This window comes from Coprobacter fastidiosus (assembly GCF_030296935.1).
Lineage (GTDB): Bacteria > Bacteroidota > Bacteroidia > Bacteroidales > Coprobacteraceae > Coprobacter > Coprobacter fastidiosus.
In genome coordinates this window covers 1,938,824-1,963,405 of record NZ_AP028032.1, presented here as the reverse complement: position 1 = coordinate 1,963,405, position 24,582 = coordinate 1,938,824, and the positions used below count along the sequence as shown (strand labels likewise).

16 protein-coding genes are annotated in these 24,582 nt (G+C 39.0%); 11 read left to right on the top strand and 5 right to left on the bottom strand.

Features of this window, described 5'->3' with window-relative positions:
- Window positions 1-43 precede the first annotated feature (43 nt).
- Together murI and QUE35_RS07740 are read left to right on the top strand one after the other, a co-directional pair.
- A complete protein-coding gene (gene murI / locus QUE35_RS07745; protein ID WP_022603056.1) occupies window positions 44-883 on the top strand; it encodes a glutamate racemase in 840 nt (279 codons plus the stop codon).
- A gap of 4 nt (window positions 884-887) precedes the next feature.
- The gene (locus QUE35_RS07740) at window positions 888-1,274 is read left to right on the top strand and encodes a S4 domain-containing protein (protein WP_081705771.1); all 387 of its coding nucleotides are present in this window, start codon (window positions 888-890) and stop codon (window positions 1,272-1,274) included.
- Here the strand turns inward: QUE35_RS07740 and QUE35_RS07735 are convergent, their stop codons facing one another.
- Window positions 1,275-1,643 carry a hypothetical protein gene (locus QUE35_RS07735; protein ID WP_009318051.1) on the bottom strand — a complete coding sequence of 123 codons (369 nt, stop codon included), beginning with the start codon at window positions 1,641-1,643 and terminating at the stop codon, window positions 1,275-1,277.
- Window positions 1,644-1,769: 126 nt separating this feature from the next.
- On the opposite strand from QUE35_RS07735, the gene QUE35_RS07730 reads away from it, so the two are divergent.
- On the top strand, window positions 1,770-2,096 hold the full coding sequence (locus QUE35_RS07730; protein WP_022391273.1) for a metal-sulfur cluster assembly factor: 327 nt from the start codon (window positions 1,770-1,772) through the stop codon (window positions 2,094-2,096).
- Window positions 2,097-2,135: 39 nt separating this feature from the next.
- Window positions 2,136-2,879, top strand: a complete 744-nt coding sequence (locus QUE35_RS07725) for a UDP-2,3-diacylglucosamine diphosphatase (protein ID WP_022603058.1) — start codon at window positions 2,136-2,138, stop codon at window positions 2,877-2,879.
- Window positions 2,880-3,044: 165 nt separating this feature from the next.
- Here the strand turns inward: QUE35_RS07725 and QUE35_RS07720 are convergent, their stop codons facing one another.
- Complete coding sequence (locus tag QUE35_RS07720; protein WP_022390054.1) at window positions 3,045-5,921, bottom strand: two-component regulator propeller domain-containing protein; 2,877 nt, start codon at window positions 5,919-5,921, stop codon at window positions 3,045-3,047.
- 429 nt (window positions 5,922-6,350) lie between these two features.
- Between QUE35_RS07720 and QUE35_RS07715 the strand changes: the two genes are divergently transcribed.
- Window positions 6,351-6,827 (top strand): GNAT family N-acetyltransferase, encoded by a 477-nt coding sequence (locus tag QUE35_RS07715; protein ID WP_022603060.1) that lies wholly within the window; start codon window positions 6,351-6,353, stop codon window positions 6,825-6,827.
- A 292-nt stretch (window positions 6,828-7,119) separates the two neighbouring features.
- Here the strand turns inward: QUE35_RS07715 and QUE35_RS07710 are convergent, their stop codons facing one another.
- From QUE35_RS07710 to QUE35_RS07700, 3 genes are all read right to left on the bottom strand, one after another.
- A complete protein-coding gene (locus tag QUE35_RS07710) occupies window positions 7,120-8,670 on the bottom strand; it encodes a sulfatase family protein (protein WP_022603061.1) in 1,551 nt (516 codons plus the stop codon).
- Between the two features lie 5 nt (window positions 8,671-8,675).
- Window positions 8,676-11,723: a chondroitinase family polysaccharide lyase gene (locus tag QUE35_RS07705; protein ID WP_022390056.1), complete on the bottom strand. Its 3,048-nt coding sequence runs from the start codon at window positions 11,721-11,723 to the stop codon at window positions 8,676-8,678.
- 224 nt (window positions 11,724-11,947) lie between these two features.
- A complete protein-coding gene (locus tag QUE35_RS07700; RefSeq protein ID WP_031258955.1) occupies window positions 11,948-13,156 on the bottom strand; it encodes a glycoside hydrolase family 88 protein in 1,209 nt (402 codons plus the stop codon).
- A gap of 431 nt (window positions 13,157-13,587) precedes the next feature.
- Here QUE35_RS07700 and QUE35_RS07695 point away from each other — a divergent pair, with 431 nt between their 5' ends.
- The 6 genes from QUE35_RS07695 to QUE35_RS07670 all read left to right on the top strand — a co-directional run bounded on the left by QUE35_RS07695 (window position 13,588) and on the right by QUE35_RS07670 (window position 24,531).
- Window positions 13,588-16,695 (top strand): SusC/RagA family TonB-linked outer membrane protein, encoded by a 3,108-nt coding sequence (locus tag QUE35_RS07695; RefSeq protein ID WP_022603063.1) that lies wholly within the window; start codon window positions 13,588-13,590, stop codon window positions 16,693-16,695.
- A 22-nt stretch (window positions 16,696-16,717) separates the two neighbouring features.
- Entirely contained in the window at window positions 16,718-18,466 is a 1,749-nt protein-coding gene (locus QUE35_RS07690) for a RagB/SusD family nutrient uptake outer membrane protein (protein ID WP_022603065.1), read from the top strand.
- A 19-nt stretch (window positions 18,467-18,485) separates the two neighbouring features.
- Window positions 18,486-19,508, top strand: a complete 1,023-nt coding sequence (locus QUE35_RS07685) for a DUF5017 domain-containing protein (protein WP_022603067.1) — start codon at window positions 18,486-18,488, stop codon at window positions 19,506-19,508.
- A gap of 187 nt (window positions 19,509-19,695) precedes the next feature.
- A complete protein-coding gene (locus tag QUE35_RS07680) occupies window positions 19,696-22,608 on the top strand; it encodes a chondroitinase family polysaccharide lyase (protein ID WP_022603068.1) in 2,913 nt (970 codons plus the stop codon).
- A 32-nt stretch (window positions 22,609-22,640) separates the two neighbouring features.
- Complete coding sequence (locus QUE35_RS07675; protein ID WP_022390062.1) at window positions 22,641-23,207, top strand: carbohydrate binding domain-containing protein; 567 nt, start codon at window positions 22,641-22,643, stop codon at window positions 23,205-23,207.
- Between the two features lie 25 nt (window positions 23,208-23,232).
- The gene (locus QUE35_RS07670) at window positions 23,233-24,531 is read left to right on the top strand and encodes a T9SS type A sorting domain-containing protein (protein WP_022603071.1); all 1,299 of its coding nucleotides are present in this window, start codon (window positions 23,233-23,235) and stop codon (window positions 24,529-24,531) included.
- Window positions 24,532-24,582 lie beyond the last annotated feature (51 nt).

Genomic DNA, 24,582 nt, shown 5'->3' with positions numbered 1-24,582 from the left:
AGGATGATCGCCTGTATCATCCTTTTTCTGTTTTCTTGTGAAAATGAATTTATATAGCGAACAACCCGGTCCGATAGGAGTATTTGATTCAGGTTACGGCGGATTGACTATTTTGGAAGATATTCGTCGGCAAATGCCCGAATATGATTATATTTATTTGGGAGATAATGCCCGTGCTCCCTATGGAACGCGCTCTTTTGAGATAGTGTATGAGTTTACTAGGGAGGCTGTATTGACCTTATTTGAGCGTGGTTGTCAGTTAGTTATTCTGGCTTGTAATACTGCTTCTGCGAAAGCACTTCGTTCTATTCAACAGAAAGATCTTCCTCAAATTGCTCCTAATAGGAGAGTTTTAGGAGTTATTCGCCCGACAGTCGAAGCGTTGGGGCATATAACCCGGACAGGAAAAATCGGGATATTGGGAACGACGGGGACTATACAATCTTGTTCATACCCGTTAGAGATAAAAAAACTATATCCGGAGTATGAGGTATTCGGAGAGGCATGTCCAATGTGGGTACCATTAGTCGAAAATAATGAGCATCGTTCTCCCGGTGCAGATTATTTTGTACGTCAATATATAGACCGTCTTATGATGCAATGTCCCGATATAGATACGGTTATTTTGGGATGTACTCATTATCCTCTGTTATTGGATAAAATCAAGACATTTTTGCCGGAGGGAGTATTGCCTCTTCCTCAAGGTGATTTGGTTGCCGTAAGTCTTAAGAATTATCTTTATCGGCATCCTGAAATGGAGAGGCGATGTACTAAAAGCAGTACATGCCGTTTCCTTACGACCGAATCCCCTCAAAGGTTTTCTATGGCGGCATCTTTGTTTTTGAAAGAAAATGTAAATGTTTCACGCATTGTTTTGGAATGATGATATGGAAAAGATAAGGATCAATAAATATATAAGTGACGCAGGTTTTTGTTCTCGTCGAGAAGCCGATCAGTTGATCGTAGACGAGCGAGTAACGATAAATGGTGTTCTTGCAGCTATGGGAGCTAAAGTGTCGTTAGAAGACAAAGTGCGGATAGATGGTGAAATATTGCATTTTCCGAAAATAATTTCAAAAGATGAAGAGAAGAAGAATAAACGGAAATCTTCTGAAAACTTTTCATCACGGGAAGATGCGACCAAATTACGAAAAACTTTGCGTGGCACACGTGGAAACGAGAGAAAAAAGGTCGGGAAAGAGATTTCTATGCGTTCTAAGTCAGAAGATAGAACACGTAATGTCAAGAAGAAATCTCAGCATCCTAGTCGTTGATTATTCGGTAAGCAGACTTCTTATCGATTCGGCCAAGGCAATACGGTCAAAAGAATAGGTCCGGTCTCGTTCTTGCACGAAGTATAAAAGCTGTTGAGCTTTTTCTATTTGCTGGCGGTCGGTATTTATTCTGTCATCGGCTAACATCAACTTGACTAATAATTCAAGGAGTTCCCAGTCCGGCACTTTCTCGGTTAACTCTTCAGCTGTTGCATTTTGCACCTCTTGTAAGCTCAGGTGTATATCTTTGTAGCAATCATCGGCGAGAGTATCTGTGTTGCTTCCCGGAGTTTCTTTCTTTTTCAGAAGCTTAGCTAATTTTTTAGCGAGTTCTTCAATTTGTACCAATAAAAAATCTTGTTTTATCATCGTTACGTAAAGTTTATTTATTTGGATAGGGTCTTTTATGCAAATGTAGTAAAATGCTTGAACTTTTTATCTCTGTTTTGAGTTTCCGTAAAAATTAGCTACCTTCGTTAAGATAAATACTACATTATGGAAGAAAAAGAAAATGATATATTGACTGTTGAGGAAAAAATCGTGAAGATGCTCCGTACGGTTTATGATCCGGAAATCCCAGTAAATGTATATGATTTAGGGTTGATTTACTCTATTGAGGTAGATGATGAGAAGAATGTCCATATAGAGATGACCCTTACTGCACCAAATTGCCCGGCAGCAGATTTTATCATTGAAGATGTCCGGATGAAAGTCGAGAGCATAGATGATGTTAAGAGTGTCGATATTCAGTTGGTTTTTGAACCGGAATGGGATAAGGATATGATGAGTGAAGAGGCCAAACTGGAACTCGGTTTTTTGTAAAAACGAATTCCATATCCTTATTTTATAAAGTGCCGTTAAATGAAAAAAATCTATTTCTTGTCCGATTTGCATTTGGGCGCACGAACATTAGAAAATCCGCTTGAGAATGAGCGAAGAGTGGTGCGTTGGTTCGATTCGGTTAAAGAGGATGCTTCAGCAATATATCTGATGGGAGATATATTAGATTATTGGTATGAATATAAGACTGTCGTTCCAAGAGGATTTACCCGATTTTTCGGTAAAGTTGCCGAATTGACAGATAAAGGGATAGATGTGCATTGGTTTATCGGAAATCATGATATATGGATATTCGATTATTTACCCGGTGAATTAGGTGTAAAGGTGCATTATACTCCGGAAATTGTCGATTTAAACGGAAAGACATTTTATTTGGCTCATGGTGACGGGTTAGGAGATACTCCGCTGATTTTTCGTTTTATACGGTCTGTTTTTCATAATCGATTTTGTCAGAAGTTATATTCGGCAATTCATCCCCGTTGGACGGTTGCATTTGCACATAAGTGGTCTTCTCATAGCCGACAGACCGGTAATTGTAAAGATTATTGCGGAGAAGAGAATGAATATTTGGTTCGATATGCGAAAGAATATCTTGAAAAGTCGCCTGTTCATATCGATTTTTTTGTTTTCGGGCATCGTCATATCATGTTAGATTTGATGATACGTAGAGATAGTAGGGTGATTATCTTGGGGGATTGGATCAATTATTTTTCTTATGCTGTTTTAGAGGGTGATCAAATACGGTTGGAACAATTCGAAGAATGACACTATTGTTTTAAGGGACTGTCTGGTTTTTCCGATGCAGAAATTCTGTCAGCATATCTTTGCGCTCTTCTTTTTGGTTTGTTCCTTTATTTTTTATCAAAATCAAAAGGACATCCATAACTCTCAAACCAAACTTGAGTAAAATTTATACAGGTTCTAAGACTTTTACCGTTTGTTCTTTAATTGCTCTAGATAGTCAGCTGGGGTAATACCTGTGACTTCTTTAAATACTCTGTAGAATGAAGTTTTGGAATTAAAACCGCATTCGTCGGCAACCCCCATTAATGTTATATCTTTATATTTAGGGTCTTTTAGTTTTTCTTTCACAGCTTCCACCCGATAGTAATTGACAAAATCGGCAAATCCTTTTCCTATGTACTCTTTTAGTATTTGTGCTAATTGCAGTTCCGTAAGCTTCAATACTGCAGCCAATTGAGCTTTATTGAGACGTTTATTGGTATAAAGATGGTCTGTCTCCATAGTTGCGATAAGAGCATTTACTATCTTTTGATTTTTCTCATCCGGCTCTTTTAGTTTTACAGGATTTTTAAGAACCTTGTTTTTCTTTTTTGATAAGATTTTCTGGTAATTTTTCAGAATATGAGGATATCTCTTGTTTAAGAGGTAAAGTAGAAATCCGAATAAAGCGATAGCACCTAATATACTCCAGATTACGATTGCCCAAAAACTTTTTACCCGAATGATTAAAACTTCGTGGGCATCTCCCCATTTCCCGTCCGAATTTGCTCCGCGTAGCATCAATGTATATTTTCCGCTTTTTAAAGACGGGAGCATAATACTGTTTTTTCCGAAAGTTACCCATTTCCAAACGGAGTCTTTGGGCAATATTTTGTATTGGTAACGATTTCTCCATTCATTCTGATAAGAATAGGCGGAAAATGCAATTTCGCAGAGATGATTTCTCGATGAAAGAGAAAGTGCCGGAATATTATTTTCTGTTTGTAATTGATTTACATCGATGCTTCCGTTATCGTTTTGGATTTTTAATACCGACGGCCATGGAATAAAACTGTTGTCGAATTGTATCCGAGTATCGATTTTATTGAATCCGTTATTCCCTCCGAAATAGAGATAGGGAGGAAGTGCTGCGGCAACTTGATAATTGAAAAGAGGTCCTTGAAGTCCGTCTCGTTCGCTAAAGCGAATAATATTATTTCCTGTCATGGAAATGCGGACAATACCTTGTTCTGTCCCTAACCATAGATAATCAGGCCATACCGGAAGTATGGAAGTTACAGATCCATTGATTGCGGCATTAAAATTCTTTCTTTTTTCGAAAGTTTTGGTTTTCAAATTGAAAAAACTTATTCCTGATCCGGTTGCAAATACAAGCATTTTATCCGGTAATTCCACGATATCCCATACGATGTTGTCATTTAGTCCGTTGTGAGTCGAAGTTTGGGTATATAAATCTAACGTTTTGTTTGCAGGAGAGTAACGGCCTATTCCTCCTTGATAAAAAACAATCCAGATATTATTTTCCGAATCTTCGAATAATACTTTGATATTCGTATAAACATCTTTTTTCCCGGAGTATTCGACAGGTAAAGATACCTCTTCTACTTTGTTTGATTTATTATCGTATCGGTATAAGCCTTTGTCTAAGACTCCCATCCAAATATCTCCGTTGCGAGATTCAAGCAATGCATATATTTCTTTCAGTTCTGTTTGAGGATTAAATATCTTGGGATATATAGTATTCTGTAAAGTATTGTATTCTAATAATCCCCCTCCTGTTCCTAATAACAGGTTACCGTTTTGCAGTAAAATCCCTGTTCGTATTTGATTATATCCGGGTTGTAGTTTTAAGGCAGAAAGCGAATAATGAGTAAATAGTCCGGTTGCTACATCGTAACGGTCTATTCCGGCATTTGCTGTTCCTATCCATAGTTGATTCTTGGCTTTATCTGCTTGCAAGAAGATCAAGGAATTATTACTAAGGGAATTCTCCGATTCGGGGAGATTCTGAAGCAAAGGAAATCGGGGTTGCCTTTCGATGCGGCATACTCCTTTGGACGTTCCGCACCAGATAGCTCCGGAACGATCTTTGTAGATGCTCATTACATCATTGCTCAAAAGAGTGTTCTCACTCCCCGGATTGTTTTTTAACCATTCGACGGATTGTTCCTTTTTATTAAAAATTGCAACGCCGTTATCTGTAGCAAGAAATAATGTTCCTGTTTTATCTTCTGTCATGTCGGTTACCAATCCGTTGATTCCGATTTGATTATATCTTTCAAAATTATTATCATCTCTTCGTAATCGGCACAGTCCGTCGGCAGTTGCGATCCATAATGAGCCGAAACTATCCTCATATATATTTTCGATAAAATCACTTGAAATGGTCGTACTATCTGTAAGAGAGTAATGAAAACTTCGATGTGTCCGGTCTTTTGTGTTGATTACGACCAAACCGTTACCTTCAGTTCCCACCCATAAAAGTCCCATCTTGTCGAAATAGATGCATTTGGCTATCCGTTCGCTTTTCAGAGCCTCGTTGAATGTTTTATGGTGGGCAAACAGTGGAGACAGTAACAGTTTATTCGAAGGTTCATCATACTGGTATATACCGTTTCGCGTACCTAACCAAATTTGGTTATCCGGAGATAATGCAATACTGTAAATAACGTTGCTTTTACTATTTATGTCATTTTCGTTCGGTAGAAAATGAACTATTTCTCTGTTCCGTTTATCGTACCTGAAAGCTCCGTACGGAGTACCTATCCACATTCGGTCTCGTGTATCGTTTTGGAGTGAATAAATTCTTTTATAAAAACCGTGATTTACATTCTGAGGTAAGGGAAGAGTTTGTAAAGAGTATCCGTCGTAATAAGCAACCCAATCGTTTGTTCCGATCCATATAAGCCCTTGTTTATCTTGCGTTATACATTGTACTGATCTTGAAGGGAGTTCGAAGTTAAGACGAAATTGATCTACATTACCGTTAAATGCCGATAAGTAACCGACATTGGCGATACATAGGAGTAGTACGATAGTGATCTGTCTGGCGAATCCGAACATAAATACGGCATTAAAAACGAATCGCAGAAATTTTTTTTATAATGCGTTTCATTTAAGTTATAAAATATTTATTTCTAAACAGTTGTAAGAAATAGTATAAATCCGTTTAGCAAATATACTCTTTTTTTTGAAAAAAAGGTCGTAGATGATCATTTTTTCAGTTTTTATAATATAAACACAAAAGAGCAGGAAAAGATTTAGATATGTTCAGAAAGTTTTTCTGATCGAGGCAGGTGATTTATGTAGAACTGTGGTGAAATTTTTTCAAACCGAAATGTTTTCTTGAACATGAAATGTAATTTTGTCAGATAAGAAAGATATATATTTTATCTTTGGAGTTTCAGATTCTGATATTGAAAGGGAATAATCTGTTGTATATTTAACAATTGAGTTGGGTATATTGGGAAAGTATTTTTATTAAGTAGAAAAATGGAAAATTCAATTACAATTAGGGAATATGGTCCGGCGGATAAAGTTGCTGTGATGAATTTAATCAGATTAAATACGCCTGAATATTTTGCATTAGAGGAAGAAGCTGATTTAAATGAATATTTGGAAAATAAAAGAGAACTTTATTATGTTTTGATTTTTGATGGCGATATTGTCGGTTGTGGTGGTATAAATTTTGTGAAGAATGGGAAGGTTGCGAAAATTAGTTGGGACATTCTTCATCCGGAATATCAGCGGAGATCATTCGGGTCACAGCTTCTTAGATATAGGATCGATAAGCTTAAGACTATCGAAGGTGTTCGGGAAATAATGGTAAGGACATCTCAATTGGCATATGGGTTTTATGAGAAGCATGGCTTTGTACTGAGTGAAATCAAGAAAGATTATTGGGCTAAAGGGTTTGATATGTACTGCATGAAATATAAAATGAAAGATTTATTGGAGAAAGGACGATAATCATACAATTTGAATGACCGTTGATTTGCAGCTTACAAGTCCGTTTAAAAATTTCCGATAAAGAGTTTTATATAACCAAACTTTTTGCATCTCTTTTTAATCTGTTTCTCTACGTTTGTATGTTGTATAACCTAACCCGCTATGCTCTTTATCGAAACAGAAGAACATCCTTGAAAAAATCTTTTGAACCTGATCAGAGTAAAATTTAAACAGGCATTAAAATAATTACCGGAGTTATTTTGCTCAATGCAGAATGACTCCGGTATCATAAACTATAAATTTAAACGAATCTTTAATACGGTATTTTAGAACTTAAGATGCGATCTTTATACCACGGATCATTTACCTGTTTCAGTAATTGACCCATTTGTCTGCATAAATCCTCGAATATTTTCTGGTTTTCCGTTATAGACAGGTTATTCATCTGATAAGGATCTTTAATGTCGTCATAAAAGAAAATATGCTTGATATTGTGTTGCTTATCGATAGATATGGCTAACGTGTAACGTTCTGTTTTGATTCCTCGTGCCTCAGGAAAGTATGAGATAATTTTGCCATCGGCATTCTTTTCTCCGTTCAAGTTTCTTAAATACAGTACTCCTGAGGGCAATTTAGGCGCATTTTTTTCTTTTGATATTACCGGTGCAAAATTCGTACCTTGTACGGTTTCCGGGATCTGTCGAGACAGTCCGGCTAGGCCGAGTACCGTAGGCATGATATCCGGAGATGAAAGTAATAGTCGGTCTTCTACATGAGGTTTTAATTTTTCTGGATAACGAACTAGAAACGGAACATTCATAGATTCTGCATAAGGTGAATTTTTAGGATCATTTGTGTTTTGGCTGCACATGGTTTCTCCGTGATCAGAAGAAAAGACGACAATCGTGTTTTCTTCTAACCTCAAATCTTTTAATGCTTTCAAAATACGACCGAATTCCCGATCTACTCCGGTAACCGAAGCAAAGTAAAAGGGGGCACATTGGGCTTTTTCCATTTGAGGATTAGCATTGGGACGTACTAATAGCTTGTCTAAGGGGATATCTTTGTAAAGATTGTAATCTTCTTCCATGACATCCTCAATTGTACGGTAAGGACTGTGAGGCGGATTCATACTGACAACCATAAAGAACGGTTTAGATGTATCTCGTACGTTTCCGGTATTTTTCAGATATTCTATCGCTTTATCCGCTTCATGTTTCGGAGACCATTCCCTTATTTCATGGCGTTTGCCGTCGGTATCCCAATAATGCGGTTGTTTGTGAATGTCGAAAGTTCCGTAAGAATACCAGTAGTCAAATCCGTGCCGTCTTTCTTTGGGAGTGTAGGCATCCCATACTGGGGTATCGTTGTTTACATAAGTTCCCGGAGCTTCAGGGTTATTCGGAGTTGGGAAATCAACATGTAATTTCCCGATATAAGCACAGTCATATCCGTTTTTCTTAAAGACGTCTCCTATACACTCTATATCCTCTCGGAGACTGCTTATCGGGCGATCTGAGTTACAATTTAACGGAACTCCGCTTCCATCCGGATACATGCCGGAAAGTAACATTCCTCGATGCGGGCTGCTCAAGGGACAGTTGCTCATGGCAGAGGTCAATACTACCGATTCTCTTGCAAAATTATTCAGGTTGGGAGTAATTACAGGATCAGGTTTAAACCGGACATGTTCTTTGAACCCTTTTTCGCCCCAGAATCCCATGGCATGATTTCTGAATTGATCGGGGAAAACATAGATTACATTCGGTTTTCGGTCTTGAATGTTATTTTGAGCCGTAACAGGAATTCCGTTTGTCAAAGATAATCCCGCAGCTGCGAATAGAAATTTTTTAGATGTTTTCATTGCGTTTAATCTTTAATCAGGTTTACTTCTCTGGTCATGCCGTGTCGGCAAGAAACTTCGAGGAATGTACTTTTTGTGTCTTTCCCGGATATTTTTATGTAATCAGATGGTGTTTCTAAGTTCCATATTCCGTTTATTTTTATTTTTATTGTCGATTTTGCAGAAGGATTGTCTATCCATTTTCGAGAATAAACACTTCGTTCTATTCGTTTCCCGTTTTTGTCATACTGTTCGTCTGCCGGTCCTTCATAGAAGTGAAGATCCGGATCACAAACACTGATTGTCATTTTATCTTTATTTTCTTTAGCTGTCATTATTAAACAAGGATGATTGACAGACAGTATTTCGTTTCCTACAGTTACTTCGCCCTCTTCAAAAAGTACGTATCCGGTTGTAGAAGTTGCTTTGTCTCTTACGATATGAGCTTGTTTGTTTTGTTGCAAGACAATATAGCCTCCCGATTTTTGATATTGCTTTTTTTCTTTTTCCGAAGGTTGTATAAGGACCATATATTCATAAGATGCATTATGGGGAGTTTTCCCGTGGTCAATGGCCGCCAATGCAAAGTTATTTTCTGTCGGGGCACATGTCTCCTCGTCAAGAGAGTGTTGCAGGGTCTTGTGTACGATGATATTCCCGTTGCGTATCAGGTAATAATTCTTTTTACCGTCGCCCAGCATGGCTGTTTTCTCTGATAAACGTTTTTCATACGGAAAATCGGAGATTTTCTTTCCGTTTATGAAAATAGGACTCTCTTCTTCCGGAAGATATACTTGGAATAGTGTCGTATGTACCGGGGCATCCGGGAGAGCACTTTCTATATCAGAGCCTAATGCGATGATTCGGTTATCGAAGAAGAAATAAGATTTACGGGCTCGTAATGATCCGTTATATTTGTCATGCTCGTGCAATTTCATTCCGAAAGCTCCGTTTCGGTTTTTGCTGGATATTGCTCCTGCAAAAGATTCGTCGGAAAGGAGCATCTCTTCATATCCAGAGACTTCATCTACTTGACGTATATCGGCTTTAAGATCTTTCATCGGTATTACTGCTGCTGTTGTTCCGGGTATGTGATTCCAGTCCCAGCCTTGTTGATTAAAACCGGATGCGAACATGTCTATGGGATTACCAGAACCTAATATTTGTAAGTTCCCGTGATTCAGATAGCGTCCGAAATAGTTTGCTCCGATATAAGATTCGGTAGCCCATAAGTATCGGCTGTGTCCCATAGCTGTTGCCAGCCAGTTTTCTCGGCGATGTACGGCTAGACATGAATAATTGATCCCCCAGTTTCCTTCAGGAGCTTTTTCCGGTATTATTCCGGCTTTTGTAAATTTTTTACTGTAACTGTCTTTTTTCCCGTTATTAAGTCGCAAATAGGCAGATGCGAGTTCTGTATCTATCTTTTCCGTTTTATCAGGACTACCTACTTCGGCTAATCGGGCGTAATGCCATGGGATGAGTTTTCCTTTTCCATCGGGATGTCTTCCTGATAAAGATAGAGGCCATGTTACGAGATTACAATATTTGCGCATGGTGAGAAGTGCAAATTTTAGATTCTCATGACTTTGGCGGCTGATTTCAAATTCCGAATCTCGCAACAACCAGACCGAGTTTACCGCTCCGTCCAATCCTCCTACGGCATAAGCCGGATAGTTGTGACGGTGGTGGAATATCGAGCCGTCTATTTTGAAACAACCCATCGTCCCGTCCGAAAAGTGCAACCCGTTGTCTATCCAACGCGAAATAGAGCGTAGATAGGTTACTTTTTGGGGAGAATCTTTCATCATCATGATGCTCGAAAGACGCCCTATTAAACTCGTGTTGAATGCATCTATATCCATGCCGTCTATTTCGGGTTTTAGTTTTACTTCTCCCGTACCGGCAAACCATTCCATTGCTCGCTGAATGTCTTGGTCTAATTCTGCTTTTATAAGGACATCCTTCATCAAAAACATTGCCGGATAATAATTTCTCATGCTGTACCCTAAGTGGTGAAGTGTTCCCATAGCACTTCCTGCACGAAATCCCTGATCGAGCATGTGGCGTGTCATCAGGATAAACATGTTTGCTAATTCTGTTTTTTCATTATTATTTGTACTATTGTTCCAGGCTATTGCAAGGTTATACATGAAATTTACACAATTTCTTAATCCCATAGGGTTAGCGTAGATTTTTGCATAGTTCTCTCCTCCGAGATTTGCATAAGCTTCTCCAAAACGTTCAAAGAATATCGGTAATCCAGAGATTGAACCGTCCGAATTTTCTGTAATATTATATGCAATGAATTGTTTTTTCAGTTTTGTGACATCCGGCTGCTTTTTAGGAAGAAGCAATTGCTTGAGCCGGGTTTCTACATCGTTTATACTTTTTTGTTCGGAGGGACTTACTCGGGCCGGAATCGGGAGATCGAAATCGTTTTCCCATGATTTAAGTAATACTAACCAATGACTGGTTGTTTCCGGATTGATATAAGGTGCTTGAAAATCTGCTGTTTGATGACGTACGTCTTGGAATGAAGATAAAATGATATGATCGAGGAATATTTCGCCATAGTTTGTATTGGGGGCGGTGATACGAAGCTCGTCCATTCCTTCTTCCGGAGTTCCTTGCATATCCCGGTTGAAAATAAGCCATGCTCCACTCCATCCGGTGAAGTTCATTCCGTATTCAAACCATGAACAGACCTTTCCTTGCTTTAAAAATTCGAATTTCAGTTTTCCCGAAGAGATAGCTTTCGGGTTGTAAATCCAAAATATGAAAGTAGAAAGCGAAGTTTCTTTAGGATTTGGATTTTGAGACAAGTAGCCTATCGGTTGATTGATAAAAATCTGAGCATTCGGTTTGTCCCAATTCCATTGAAGGCTGTGTCCTAAATGTTTATAGTGTTTGTTCGATAAAGAGACTTTAGAGTTCTTCCCTGCGGTTACCGGATCTGTCGAATCTTCGAATGATATGATTTCCGGGTGGGTAAATTCTCTGATTTGGGCTCTTGTTATGGAAAAGGGTATTGTCAGAAATAACAGGAAGAATATGTGTTTGAAATAGTACATAAGATTTATATTGTTTGTCGGTATTTGGTTGAGTGATTAATAAAATCACGGATCAATTAATATCTTGAGGTTAGTCTCATACCTAAAAAACGGAATAAATTTTCCTTGTATTTTTATAGGTCTGCCGAATAACTTCATTAAGAATACGTTTTTAATCGTACGGAATAGAAACACTCATTCTTGATTCCTGAAGATAATAAAGGTCAAGAATGAGTGTTTATTTCTTATTTCTTTTCAAGATTTATTTTGCGAGTCAGTGCTTCCAGATAATAATAATCGGCGTAATTTAGAGGCACATCGATTTCACTGTGATGAGGGATACTTCCCACGGAATGCATCAGTACAAAATTTCCGTTTGTCCCTACAATCGCTAAATAAGCCGGACTGGATAACGATTCTATAATTTGATCTGCCGTCTTTTTATATTCTTTGGAATTGTCGTATGTGCTTAATTCGTATAAAGCCGAGGCTATTACAGCAGCCGCGGATGCGTCACGAGGTTCGTTCGGGATATGTGGTGCATCGAAATCCCAATAGGGCACTAAATCTTCAGGCATGTTTTTATTATTGAATATAAAATCATAGACCTTTTGAGCCTGTTCCAAATATTTTTTGTCTTTTGTTTCACGGTAACATACGGTATAACCATACAAAGCCCATGCTTGTCCGCGAGCCCAAGAAGATTCATCTGCATATCCCTGTGCTGTTTGCCTGCTGCGTACTCCTCCTTTTATTTTATCATAATCTACGACATGATAACAACTGTTATCCGGCCGGAAGTGATGTGCCAATGTCGTGTCGGCATGACTAATCGCAATTTTGCGGTATGTCGAGTCTCCGCTTAATTTCGTCGCTTCGAACAAAAGTTCGAGATTCATCATGTTATCGATAATAACAGGACACATCCAACCTCTTGTCCCTTGCCAACCCCGGTCTTCATCCCATGATTGTATGACACCTGCAACAGGTCTGAATCGAGAGGATAGAGATTTTGCCGTTTCTATAATCACATCTTTGTATGCCGGATTTCCGGTTAATCGATATGCGTTTCCATAACTGCAATAAATCATAAAGCCTACATCATGATGCCACTTGAGATATTTTATCGAATCTAATGTTTCGGTGTATTTGATTCCTAAATCTTTCCATTTGTTATCATTGGTAAGCTCGTACATATACCACATTGTTCCGGGAAAAAATCCGCTGGTCCAGTCATCTGCCGGAATATATTCGATTACACCGTTATAAACAGTTCTCGGGTTCAGAAATTTCCCGGAATCTTCAATGATTTCGACTTGCCTGCCTATTTGTTGAGTTGCCGTTTCTATACCTTTCTGCACCGGATCGATTTGTCCTGCTTGGTGTTTGGTGTTTTTCATGCAACTAAAAAGAGACAATAGTGATAAACCTGCAAAAAAGAGTGTCTTTTTCATAGATGGGCTTTGTGTTTTTTTTGATTAGTTAATGTCTTGAATTATTTTCTGGTGCTAAGATAATTTGTAATGATATTCATCGATTCTTTTTATACAAGAAGCATGTCCTATATTCTTATATAATTTGTATCAAAAAAACGGGACTCCTTTTGAAGATTATTCGGAAAATATTAAAGAGTTCCATTTTTTATTTTATGGGCTATGCTTGGCGGTATAAACGGATGTATCTCATTTAAATGTATCTATATTAGCCGAAAATTTGAAGTGTATAATAATCCCGAATTAATTGTATGAATATTTCCATGGAACACAAAATTCCTCTTTGTCTTTTAATAATCGACGGATATTTCTTTTTCGGTTTTAGAAGAAGAACAACGCAAAATGCAATTTAGTTTTGAAACAATAACCCTAATCAAATATCACCAAGACTCATGAAAGAAAATAAACTAAGGATTATCCTAGTGATGTTGTGTGCTTTCGGTGCTTTGGCATTGCAAGCTCAAAAAAATGTGACCGGAACCGTAGTCGATCAGTCGGGTGCCGGGCTTCCGGGTGTCAGTATTCTTGTAAAAGGTACAACAAAAGGTACAACAACTGATGTAGACGGAAAGTTCGGTATTTCGGTACCAAATGGAAATGCAATTCTCCGTTTTACTTTTTTGGGATTCGGAGCAGTTGAACAGAAAGTAGATTTAAAGAAACCGATGACGGTTGTTATGAAAGAGACCTCTAAAGACTTGGATGAGGTTGTCGTTGTCGGTTATCAGGAAGTTCGCCGGAAAGATTTGACCGGAGCTGTTGGCGAAGCTAATTTGGGAGATATATTGCAAACTCCGGTAGTTAGTTTTGACCAAGCACTGGCAGGTCGTATTGCCGGAGTTCAAGTTTCTTCTAATGAAGGTATGCCGGGTTCGGCATTTAACATCGTGATCCGTGGGGGAAATTCCATTACTCAGGATAATTCTCCGCTGTTCGTAATTGACGGGTTTCCTGTAGAAGATGCCGATGCCGCATCTTTGAACCCGAACGATATTGAGTCGATGAACTTTTTAAAGGATGCTTCGGCTACAGCTATTTATGGAGCCCGGGGAGCAAACGGAGTCGTTATTATTACAACGAAAAAGGGGCAGATCGGCAAACCGAAAATCTCTTATAATGGTAGTTTCAGCGTTTCTACAGTGACAAAAAAACTTGAGTTGATGGATGCTTATGAGTTTGTAAAACTCCAGGAAGAGATACAAGGTGATTTAAGTTCTTCTTATTATAGTAATGGGCGGACACTTGAGTCTTATCGTAATTATCCCGATCAGTTTAAATGGCAGGATGATATTTTCCGGACAGCCTTTACTAATAATCATTACATCTCTTTGACCGGAGGAACAGCCGAAACTCGTTATACTGCTTCATTATCGTATTTGAATCAGGAAGGTATTTTATTAAATTCCGGATATCAACGTTTTCAGGGACGTTTTAGCCTTGATCAGCGGATAAGTCCGAAATTGAAAGTAAATGTTAATGGAAATTACGCCCGGGGAATAACGAATGGAGCTTCTCCGTCCGTTGCTTCGAGTAGTGCAACAAACAGTCTGTTTTATAGTGTCTGGGGATATCGGCCTGTAAGTTATGATGGAACTGATTTGCGTACATTATTATGGGATCCGACCGTACCGACGAACAATGACTATCGTTTTAACCCGATTTTGTCTTTAGAGAATGAATATCGTCGTTTGATACAGGATGATTTTCAAGCTAATGCATACGCTGAATACACATTTATTCCGGGATTGAAATTGAAAGTTTCCGGAAGTTATCGATTGAAAAAACGTCAGAACGAACAGTTCAATAATTCGAAAACACGTTATGGTAATGCCACCCGCTCTGAAGGTGTCAATGCGTCGGTACGCCATTATGATGATCATAGCTGGGTAAATGAGAATGTATTGAATTACTCTAAAGTATTTAAGCGTAAACATAATTTCTCGGCTATGGCGGCTACGTTTCAAGGAAATTATTCTAATTACTTCAGAAACGATGTGCAGAATATCTCTCATGAAGATTTGGGCATGGCTGGTATGGACAACGGTATTCCTATATTATCCGAGTCCACTATCGGAGAAAATATGCTGATGTCTTATCTTGCCCGTGTAAATTATAATTACAATTCGAAATATTATATTACGGCTTCGTTCCGTGCCGATGGTTCTTCTAAATTTTCTAAAGAAAACCGTTGGGGGTATTTCCCTTCGGCATCTGTGGCATGGAGTTTTAACCGGGAAGATTTTATGGCTTCGTTCGAAGATTGGTTATCTAACGGTAAATTGCGTTTAGGTTGGGGTGCTACGGGGAATAACCGTGTGTCGGATTTTGCCTCATTGGGACAAATGACTTCGAAAATTGCATTTGAATATCCTTTTGGGAACAGTTACCAGACTGCTTATAAATTGACCGGTTTGGAAAACAAGAATTTGAAATGGGAAACGACCGAACAGACTAATCTCGGACTTGATCTCGGATTCTTTAACGATAGAGTAGCACTGACGGTAGATTTGTATCATAAACTTACACGAGATTTGTTGCTTCAGGCTGATCTTCCTTATACAACCGGATATGCATCTACCTATTTGAATGTCGGTAAAATGCAGAATCGAGGTTTGGAAATAACACTGGAGACTACCAATATCCAGAATAAGAATTTTACGTGGACGACGAATTTCAATATTGCATTTAATCAAAGTAAGGTAAAAGAACTCTCTCGTAACCAGGAAACATTGTTGAGTACGGTTACCTTTGATAATGCTTATAGCGCCGAGCCGTCTTATATTGCTCAGGTCGGTAAACCGTTGGGGCTAATGTACGGATATATTTATGACGGGACTTATAAATATGAGGATTTTGATGTGTCGGGTGGAAATTACACTTTGAAGTCGAATGTTCCCAATAATGGGAATGATCGTTCCACGATTCAGCCGGGAGATGCCAAATATGTCGATATAAACGGTGACGGAGTTGTTGATGATAATGACCGTACGATTATAGGACGAGGACAACCTATCCATACCGGAGGTTTCACGAATAATTTCAAATATAAAAATTTTGATCTGAATATTTTCTTTACTTGGTCATACGGGAATGACATTTTAAATGCGAACAGGTTATTATTCGATAACGGATTATGGAAAAGAGAAACCAATATGTTTGCTTCGTATGCCGATCGATGGACTCCGGAAAATCCGAATAGCGATATTCCCCGTGCGGCAAGTCAACCGAACGTATTTTCTTCACGTGTAATCGAAGACGGTTCTTATTTGCGTTTGAAATCTGTGACTTTAGGATATAATTTCCCTCAAAGAGTTTTGAAAAAACTGATGTTGTCCAGTGCCCGGATATTTGTTTCCGGAGAAAATTTATGGACATGGACTTCTTATACAGGATATGATCCGGAAGTTTCTGTACGTAATTCTGCCTTGACTCCGGGTTTTGACTACTCGGCTTATCCTCGGGCTTATAACTTCTCAGTAGGCCTAAATGTTAGTTTTTAACCGATAAAATCCGAATTTGAAAATGAAAACAATTAAAAATATATTTTGGGGCAGCACGATGTTATTGTTCACTGCTTGTAATTTCTTAGAAACTACTCCGAGTGATTTCATTAATCCGGATGATTTTTATAAAGATGACACGGAGGCATTTATGGGACTTACAGGAATTTACAATACTCTGAACAGTTCGAGCGGCTATGGTGAAAAATATTATCAGGCAATAGGTACGGACGATCTTACTTATTATTATACTTCCAGTACGGCAGAGGTAGGATTGCCTAATAATAATTATACAGCGAATGATGCCGATTTGGCTTCTATTTGGCAGGGCTTGTATGAAGGAATTAATAATGCCAATTATTTCCTTGAACGAATAACCGATTCTCCGGTAAGCGAGGCGAATAAAAAAATGTATCGGGGAGAAGCTACTTTTCTAAGGGCTTATTTCTATTTCCTTTTGGCTCAAAGTTGGGGAGACGTGCCTTTGATTACGACAGCTCAGACCAATACCGATAATTATGTGCCGAATATAAAGGCTACTTCTCAAGCTGAAGTATTGAAGTTTGTAACAGATGAGATGGAAAAAGTTCTTACCGATGAAGAAAACTATTCAATAGGAACGATACAGGTCGTGGGAGCCGGGCGTGTAAGCCGTTCGGCAGTAAAGGGTATTCTTGCCCGCGTATATTTGAAGAGAGCCGGTTGGCCGACAAATGAAACCGAACTGTATTCGAAAGCTAAATATTGGGCGGGAGAGGTTATTCATCCGCAGGACGGTTCGATGACTCATGCGTTGAATATGGAAGGTTATGCCCAAGTATTTAAGAATTTAGCGACAGACGTTTATGATCCGGAAGAATCGATATGGGAAGTTGAATTTAAAGGAAACCGTCAGGATTCACATACGAATGCCGGACGTATCGGTAGCTTGATCTGCGGTATTCAGAATGCGGATGTACTTCAGACTTCTTTGGGATATAGCTATGGCCGGTATTGTGTAACTCCGGGTTTGTGGGATTTATATAATGACCTTGACGGTGACGGTACGCCGGAACTTATTTCTACAAAAGATGAAGATGATCCTTTGAATGAGAAGTATAATAAAGATGAGCGTAGAGATTGGAATATAGCTCCTTATCGATTCCAAAAAAGAGACGATGCGACGGTTTATTGGAAAAAGAATTGGGAATATATAGGAGATGTGAAACTGAATAATAATGGAGAACCGGATTTAAAAGATGGACAAAAGCAATATGCTACACGTACGCAATATATCGAAAGAAATGCCGGTAAGTTCCGTCGGGAATATGAGTTGGTAACTCCTCGCGATAAAAATTATACACCGATTAATTTCCCGTTGCTGCGTTATTCCGATGTGTTGTTAATGTATGCCGAAGCGCAAAATCAGGCAGACGGATCGCCTTCTGTCGAATCGATCGGCTATGTGAATGATGTTCGTCGTCGTGCTAAAGCTGATGAAGTCAATATTACAGATCCTCAGGATTTTCAGCGTTTGATTGAAGATGAACGGGGTCGGGAACTTTGTTTTGAAGGTTTACGCAAAATGGACTTGATCCGTTGGGGTAAATATAAAAGTGCGATGGAGAAAGTCAGTCTGTATGCAACCGATTCCCGTTGGTCGAGCGGTCGGCAATATTTGCTGATATATGCGACGAACGGTGCAACATCGGATAGGTATCAATGGTTACCTATTCCTACCCGGGAACTCGGATTGAATAATTTGTTACAGCAGAATCAAGCGTGGAGATAAACTTTAAATACGGAAAATTATGAAAATCAGAAATTCAATCTATATATTGGCTGTCGGTGCATTTTTAGTTTCTTGTAATGATTTGGATGTGGATGACAGTGTTGACTTCAACGTCTCTTTAGCTTCCGATAATACATACGAGGCAGGAGATCCGGTCGTGTTTAATTTTGACGGAAATCCGGATTATATAACCTGGTGGTCCGGAGAAGAAGGGCATAAATATGCGAATAGGGAACGTACCGAATTACCTCTGGAAGAGATAGAATCTGTGACTCTGAATTTTGAGGCTCAGGCACGCTACGGGAAAGTCACCAATACACTGTCTTTATTTGTCGGTGATTTCCCGGGATTAAGTAAAGATGTTGCTACAGACGATTCTCGTGTTGCCGATTTTGAGTCTGATGCTACCTTATTGAGCGGTAATGGAGAACTATTGGAAAGTAAATTTTCGAACAGAACGGCAACATCTTTCGACCTTACGCCTTACAGTACTTCTGAGATGACTCTCGCTTTTCATTATAAAGCAGATTTTGATGGAACAAGTGCTTTAAAAAGATGGGATTTTTATAGCGTGGCGATAACGACAATTTATAAAAACGGAAATACTACAACGTTGAACTTGTCAGATTTAGGATTACAAACGTTTGACCGTAATCCGAATACAAATCCTAAACATGCACAACAGGGAGATCCCTATTTTGATAACAGTTCCGGAAGTTCTTCTTGTACGGGAGTGTGGGATTTGCGTTCATCATTGACACGGGTAAATAGCTTTATGTATCTTGGTGGAGGTACTAATGAAACAGACTATACCAATAATGCAGATGATTGGTTGTTTACCAAGTCCTTAAAATTCAATACTTGCGATCCGGATGAAAATAGCGGAGTCCTGAAAAATATCAATGTGCGACTTCCTTCATATTCCTATGTTTATACTCAGCCGGGCACATATACTGTCACTTTTATTGCCGGAAATCAAAATGTTTATGGATCGGCACGTACGATAAAGGAAGTGACCTTCACTATTAAAGAAAAAGAATAACCTTAACTATGCTTATTATAATTAAGGACTGCATCTTCTGTGTGCAGTCCTTTTCTTTTCTTCGGAAAATTGAATCTGGGTTATTGAAATTGTTCCATTTTTTGTTTTATGGGATATGCAGAGCTTTTTATTACTTCTGGTTTTCATGTTTATTAAGGATATTTGCATCAAACGAAAAACACTCTCTATGAAAATAAAATGGTTGGCCTTGCTTCTGATTGTTCTGTTTTCTTATAACGGATACTCTCAAAAAATCGACTGGAATGTTTCTATTCCGGAATATATTTCTGCAACTTCGGCTAAATTATCTTTGAATAAGGATTTTGTAAAAAAGGGAACTGCTTCTCTTCAATGGCAGTGGTTTTCTCCTTCTGTACTGACTGTTGATAACCCTTCATTGTTGCAAAAGGCTGTCGGAACTCGTAAAGGCGGATTGACGATGTGGGTGTATAATGATGAACCTGTGAATGCTGCGTTGCGAATATCTTTTGTTGCAGCCGATGGATCGATTCCTTATTGGTTCGATTATCATCTCGGATTTTCCGGATGGCGAGCTTGTTGGATCAGCTTTGAGAATATGCAGGGAGATCATAAAAGTAAAGAGTTGGTACGTTGGACGATGACTACACCTGAAAATTTAAAAACGGGAACTCTTTTAATCGACCGGGTCGAATTTCCTGCAAAAGGAGTTCATCATCAAGCGACTCCGGATTATCAGACTCCTTTGAATAATACAAAACTATCTCGGACTCTTTGGCATTGGGCTCGATTGTATGAATGGGAACATTATGAATATGATCTGCCCTTAGCGTCTGTTGGTTCATCACAGAGACAAGATATAGAGTTGCTCTCCCGTCGATTGACGGATCAGGTCGCTCCGGAAACCGGAAAAGGTAATGCTACCCGGGCTTTATCCATTGCGGAGAAAGCTAGTATCCATAGGGTTGACGGAAAAATAACAGGTGCTCCGCTAGTGTCTAATGATGAGTTGAATAAGAACGCAGGAGAGATCGGTTTGTCTGATCTGGAAACCATGTTATTCGGTTTTGCCGGAGATTGGTATTACAACAAAAATAAAGAATCGAAACAAGCTTTCTTTGACGTATTCGAATATGCAATGCAGCAAGGTTTTGCTTTTGGGAGCGGTTTGGGAACTAATCACCATTACGGATACCAGATTCGGGATATTTATAAAGCCGCATGGATGATGCGTGATTTATTAAAGGAAGAAACTCCTTTAAACAAGAATATTCGTCGTACTTTGGCATATTGGAGCGGATTAGCGGAGACACGGATTCCTTATCAGTATGGTAGAGACGAATTACTTGATTCGTGGAATACATTATTGACAGCGAAAGTAATAAGCGCTCTTATTCAGCCGGATATGAGGGACCAGGTTCGTAGTATGAAAGCTTTGAGCCGTTGGGTAAGCGGATCTTTGGGCTTCACTCCCGGAACGATAGGAGGAATTAAAGTTGATGGTACTACTTTTCATCATGGAGGTTTATATCCAGCATATTCGATTGGAGCTTTTGCTACTATCGGAAAATATCTTGAGCTGACGAACCATACAGAATTTACTATTTCTGATGATGCAGCTCGTAATGTAAAGCTTGCATTGCAAACAATGCGGAATTACTGTAATTTAAAAGATTGGGGACTGGGTATAGCCGGACGACATCCTTTTGACGGATCGATTTCGAATGATGCAGTACAAACTTTTGCTTTGTTGGCAGATAGAGGAGACCTTACCGGATCGGGGAATAAGATCGATGAAGAGCTGGCTGCCGATTATTTGAGACTGAACAGGACTTCGTCTCCATATAAAAGAAAATTTGAACAAGCTGGTATTAAAGCAGCTTCATCGCCACAGGGCTTTTTTGTCTATAATTATGGAGCTTTGGGAATACATCGTTTTGGAAATTGGATGGTGACGTTGAAGGGATATAATACTGATGTTTGGTGTTCCGAAATATATACAAAAGACAACCGTTACGGTCGTTATCAGAGTTATGGATCGGTACAGATTTTAGCATCCGGTCGTCCGGTCAATAGCTTTGCAAGCGGATTTGTCGAAGATGGCTGGGATTGGAATCGTGTTCCGGGAACAACAACAATACATCTTCCGTTAGAAAAGCTTGAAAATCCTCTTCCGGGAACATTGATGGAGCGTTCTGAAGAAAATTTTTCTGGAGCGTCATCTTTGGAAGGAAAACAAGGAGTATTCGTTTTTAAGCTGAAAGAGAAAGATCGGGAAAATTTTACACCCGGATTCGTAGCCCGAAAGTCAGTCTTTTGCTTTGAAAACCGTTTGGTATGCTTAGGATCGAATATCTCTAATAATAATAAAGAATATCCGACGGAAACCACGTTGTTTCAACTGGCATTGAAAAGAAATTCTGAACCTATATTGCTCGGTTCGGATACAATTGTCGGTCTTCCGATAGAAAAAACGATTTCAGAAAAATCATCTGTACTTTTATCTGATACAAAAGGTAATTATTACCGGATTGCTGCCGGACAAGACTTGCGTATTTTAAGGCAAAAACAAAAATCCAGGGATAACAAGCAGAAGTCGGAAACCGAAGGTAAGTTCGTAACAGCTTACCTGAATCACGGTGTATCTCCTGATAATGCCGAATACGAGTATATGGTATTGGTACAGCCGACTCCTGATCAAGCAAAAGAAATAGCATCGGAAGAAGGATTGCCTTATCAGATACTTCGAAAAGATCATTATGCACATATTGTAAAAGATATTCCGAGTGGTACGGTGGGGTATGTTATGTTTGAAACTTTGGACAATATAAAGGATGATTATTTGCTTGCCTCTGATGCCGAAACATTGATTCTTTTGCGTCCGACAGATAAAAAGACTTTGGTGATGAGTATTTGCGATCCGAATCTGAATTTGGAAGAGAAAACTTATACGACGGCCAAACCTTCACGGCCGCTTATAAAAAGTATTCTTCTAAAAGGGAAATGGAAGAATGTATCGGATAATGATGAGGTCGTTATAAAACAAGAAAATGGAAATACTCGCCTGACTGCTACTTGTATCGATGGTCGTCCGGTGGAATTCAAGTTGATAGCCCAATAAACAACGAAATACTAATCTTAAAAAGAATGACAATGAAAAAAATGCTATTTTGCCTGTTGAGTCTGTGTTTCGGACTTACGGCTTTCGCTCAAGAAAATCTGTTGGAAAACGGCGGATTTGAAGATGGTATTCCGGCAGTAGTTACCGGACAAAAAAATACACAAGGTAAATGGTTGGCTTATTATCAAGCTCAACGAGGAGGAATAGAAACTTCGGAATGTGAAGGGTTCAAGGGAAAGGGACTGAAAGTTACCGTAAATAAGTGCGAGAAACCGGTTTGGGACAATTATATCTATCAAAATTTGTCTTTAGAACCGGGTCAGTATGAAATAACTTTTTATGCGAAGGCTTCTAAAAATGCAGCAGAGCGTACAAGTTTGCGAGTGATGATAAAACCTTCTACAGCACCTTATTTGGGAGATTTTAAATCGCCATGGTCTCCTAAGAAAAAAGTGACTACCGAATGGCAACAATTTACTCAGAAATTTACCATTACCGATGATCAGGAAGGTGTTGATAATGCCCGTTTTCTGATTACTTTGGAAGAGCCGGATATCGATTTCTTTATCGATGAAGTGACTTTGACCAAGATTAAATAATTACTTATTTTAATACCTCATAATTATGAAAAGAATTTTACTGGTTACGGCAGCTGTCTTGTTCGGGATGAACATGTCTGCTCAAAATTTAGTTTCGAACAGTATGTTTGATACCGATATGACAGGTTGGACACAATATTCTCGGAATGGTGGATCCGTGGCGACTTGCGAGGTATCGGACGGTATTCTTCATGTGAAAAGTAATGGCGCTGGGGATAATACCACTGATACTAATTTGAAAAATCGTTTTAATGGCGGAGTCTATACCTCTTTACCATCTTTGACCGCTCAAAAATATACGTTGACGCTTGATATCTGTGCCGTGAATACTGCTGAAACAAGAACTTTCAGTGTCGGTATATTGAAAGGCGTCGATCTGTCTGCAGATGGGGCTACCACAACAGCAAATAACGTGTATCTTCCTGCTGCACAGAAGATCAATACAAGCGCGGGGGTAACTCTTATGACTTTGAGATTTGACATTACTTTGTCTGAGGCTGTGGATGATGCGATACTTGCGTTCGGATTTTCAGCAAATTCGGCAGAATGGTATATCGATAATGTTTTTCTGACCCCGGCTTATTTAGGAAATCCGGGATTTGAAACGACTTATAATTGGAGTAAAAACGGAGGAATGGATTGGGCCCAAGATGATGCTGAAGGAAATGTTCATGGCGGTATTAAATCTGGGAAATATACACCTGCTCCAGACCTTGAAAAAGAATTTTATCAGTGCCGCTCTCAAGCGCCTGTAACTTATCTGAAAGCTACGGATAATAAAGTAACCGTTCGTTTTTGGGCGAAAGGTGCGGAAGGCGGAGAGACCGTTTACGGTTTATTCTATGACGGGGAAAAAGAATCTACGGCTTTAGGTTTAGGTTCTTATCTTGCTGAAGATAAAAAATCTCCTAAAGAAGGAACGCCTATGGCGACACTGACTACCGAATGGACTCCGTATACGTTTGTTTTTGAAGGTACAGACAATATGGTAACTCCTTACTTCGCATTCAGTTGTAATACTACCGGAAAGACATTTTGGATCGACGATATTGTAATGTTTGCCGAAAATGATCCGACTTCAGGAATATCAGTGCCTGCTGTAACCGATAAATCCGGCATTAAGGTAATTGCTACCGGTACGCAAGTTTCTGTTTTGTCGGCTACTGAGGCAATCGTAAATATTTATGATATGGTTAGCGGTTCATTGCTCGGGAATAAACAAATTTCAGAAGGTAATACAAATATCGATTTGAGAAAAGGTTCTTATATTATTCAGGTAATTGCAAACGGTAAATCCGTTTCAGAAAAAGTGATTATCCGTTAATTTACTATTTTGTATTTGCTTAATGGCACGGGTAATCCGACCGGATTACCC

Excerpts from the sequence above, each read along its gene's own strand:
- murI (WP_022603056.1), top strand. The coding sequence starts at position 44 with ATGAATTTATATAGCGAACAACCCGGTCCGATAGGAGTATTTGATTCA.
- QUE35_RS07740 (WP_081705771.1), top strand. The coding sequence starts at position 888 with ATGGAAAAGATAAGGATCAATAAATATATAAGTGACGCAGGTTTTTGT.
- QUE35_RS07735 (WP_009318051.1), bottom strand. The coding sequence starts at position 1,643 with ATGATAAAACAAGATTTTTTATTGGTACAAATTGAAGAACTCGCTAAA.
- QUE35_RS07730 (WP_022391273.1), top strand. The coding sequence starts at position 1,770 with ATGGAAGAAAAAGAAAATGATATATTGACTGTTGAGGAAAAAATCGTG.
- QUE35_RS07725 (WP_022603058.1), top strand. The coding sequence starts at position 2,136 with ATGAAAAAAATCTATTTCTTGTCCGATTTGCATTTGGGCGCACGAACA.
- QUE35_RS07720 (WP_022390054.1), bottom strand. The coding sequence starts at position 5,921 with ATGTTCGGATTCGCCAGACAGATCACTATCGTACTACTCCTATGTATC.
- QUE35_RS07715 (WP_022603060.1), top strand. The coding sequence starts at position 6,351 with ATGGAAAATTCAATTACAATTAGGGAATATGGTCCGGCGGATAAAGTT.
- QUE35_RS07710 (WP_022603061.1), bottom strand. The coding sequence starts at position 8,670 with ATGAAAACATCTAAAAAATTTCTATTCGCAGCTGCGGGATTATCTTTG.
- QUE35_RS07705 (WP_022390056.1), bottom strand. The coding sequence starts at position 11,723 with ATGTACTATTTCAAACACATATTCTTCCTGTTATTTCTGACAATACCC.
- QUE35_RS07700 (WP_031258955.1), bottom strand. The coding sequence starts at position 13,156 with ATGAAAAAGACACTCTTTTTTGCAGGTTTATCACTATTGTCTCTTTTT.
- QUE35_RS07695 (WP_022603063.1), top strand. The coding sequence starts at position 13,588 with ATGAAAGAAAATAAACTAAGGATTATCCTAGTGATGTTGTGTGCTTTC.
- QUE35_RS07690 (WP_022603065.1), top strand. The coding sequence starts at position 16,718 with ATGAAAACAATTAAAAATATATTTTGGGGCAGCACGATGTTATTGTTC.
- QUE35_RS07685 (WP_022603067.1), top strand. The coding sequence starts at position 18,486 with ATGAAAATCAGAAATTCAATCTATATATTGGCTGTCGGTGCATTTTTA.
- QUE35_RS07680 (WP_022603068.1), top strand. The coding sequence starts at position 19,696 with ATGAAAATAAAATGGTTGGCCTTGCTTCTGATTGTTCTGTTTTCTTAT.
- QUE35_RS07675 (WP_022390062.1), top strand. The coding sequence starts at position 22,641 with ATGAAAAAAATGCTATTTTGCCTGTTGAGTCTGTGTTTCGGACTTACG.
- QUE35_RS07670 (WP_022603071.1), top strand. The coding sequence starts at position 23,233 with ATGAAAAGAATTTTACTGGTTACGGCAGCTGTCTTGTTCGGGATGAAC.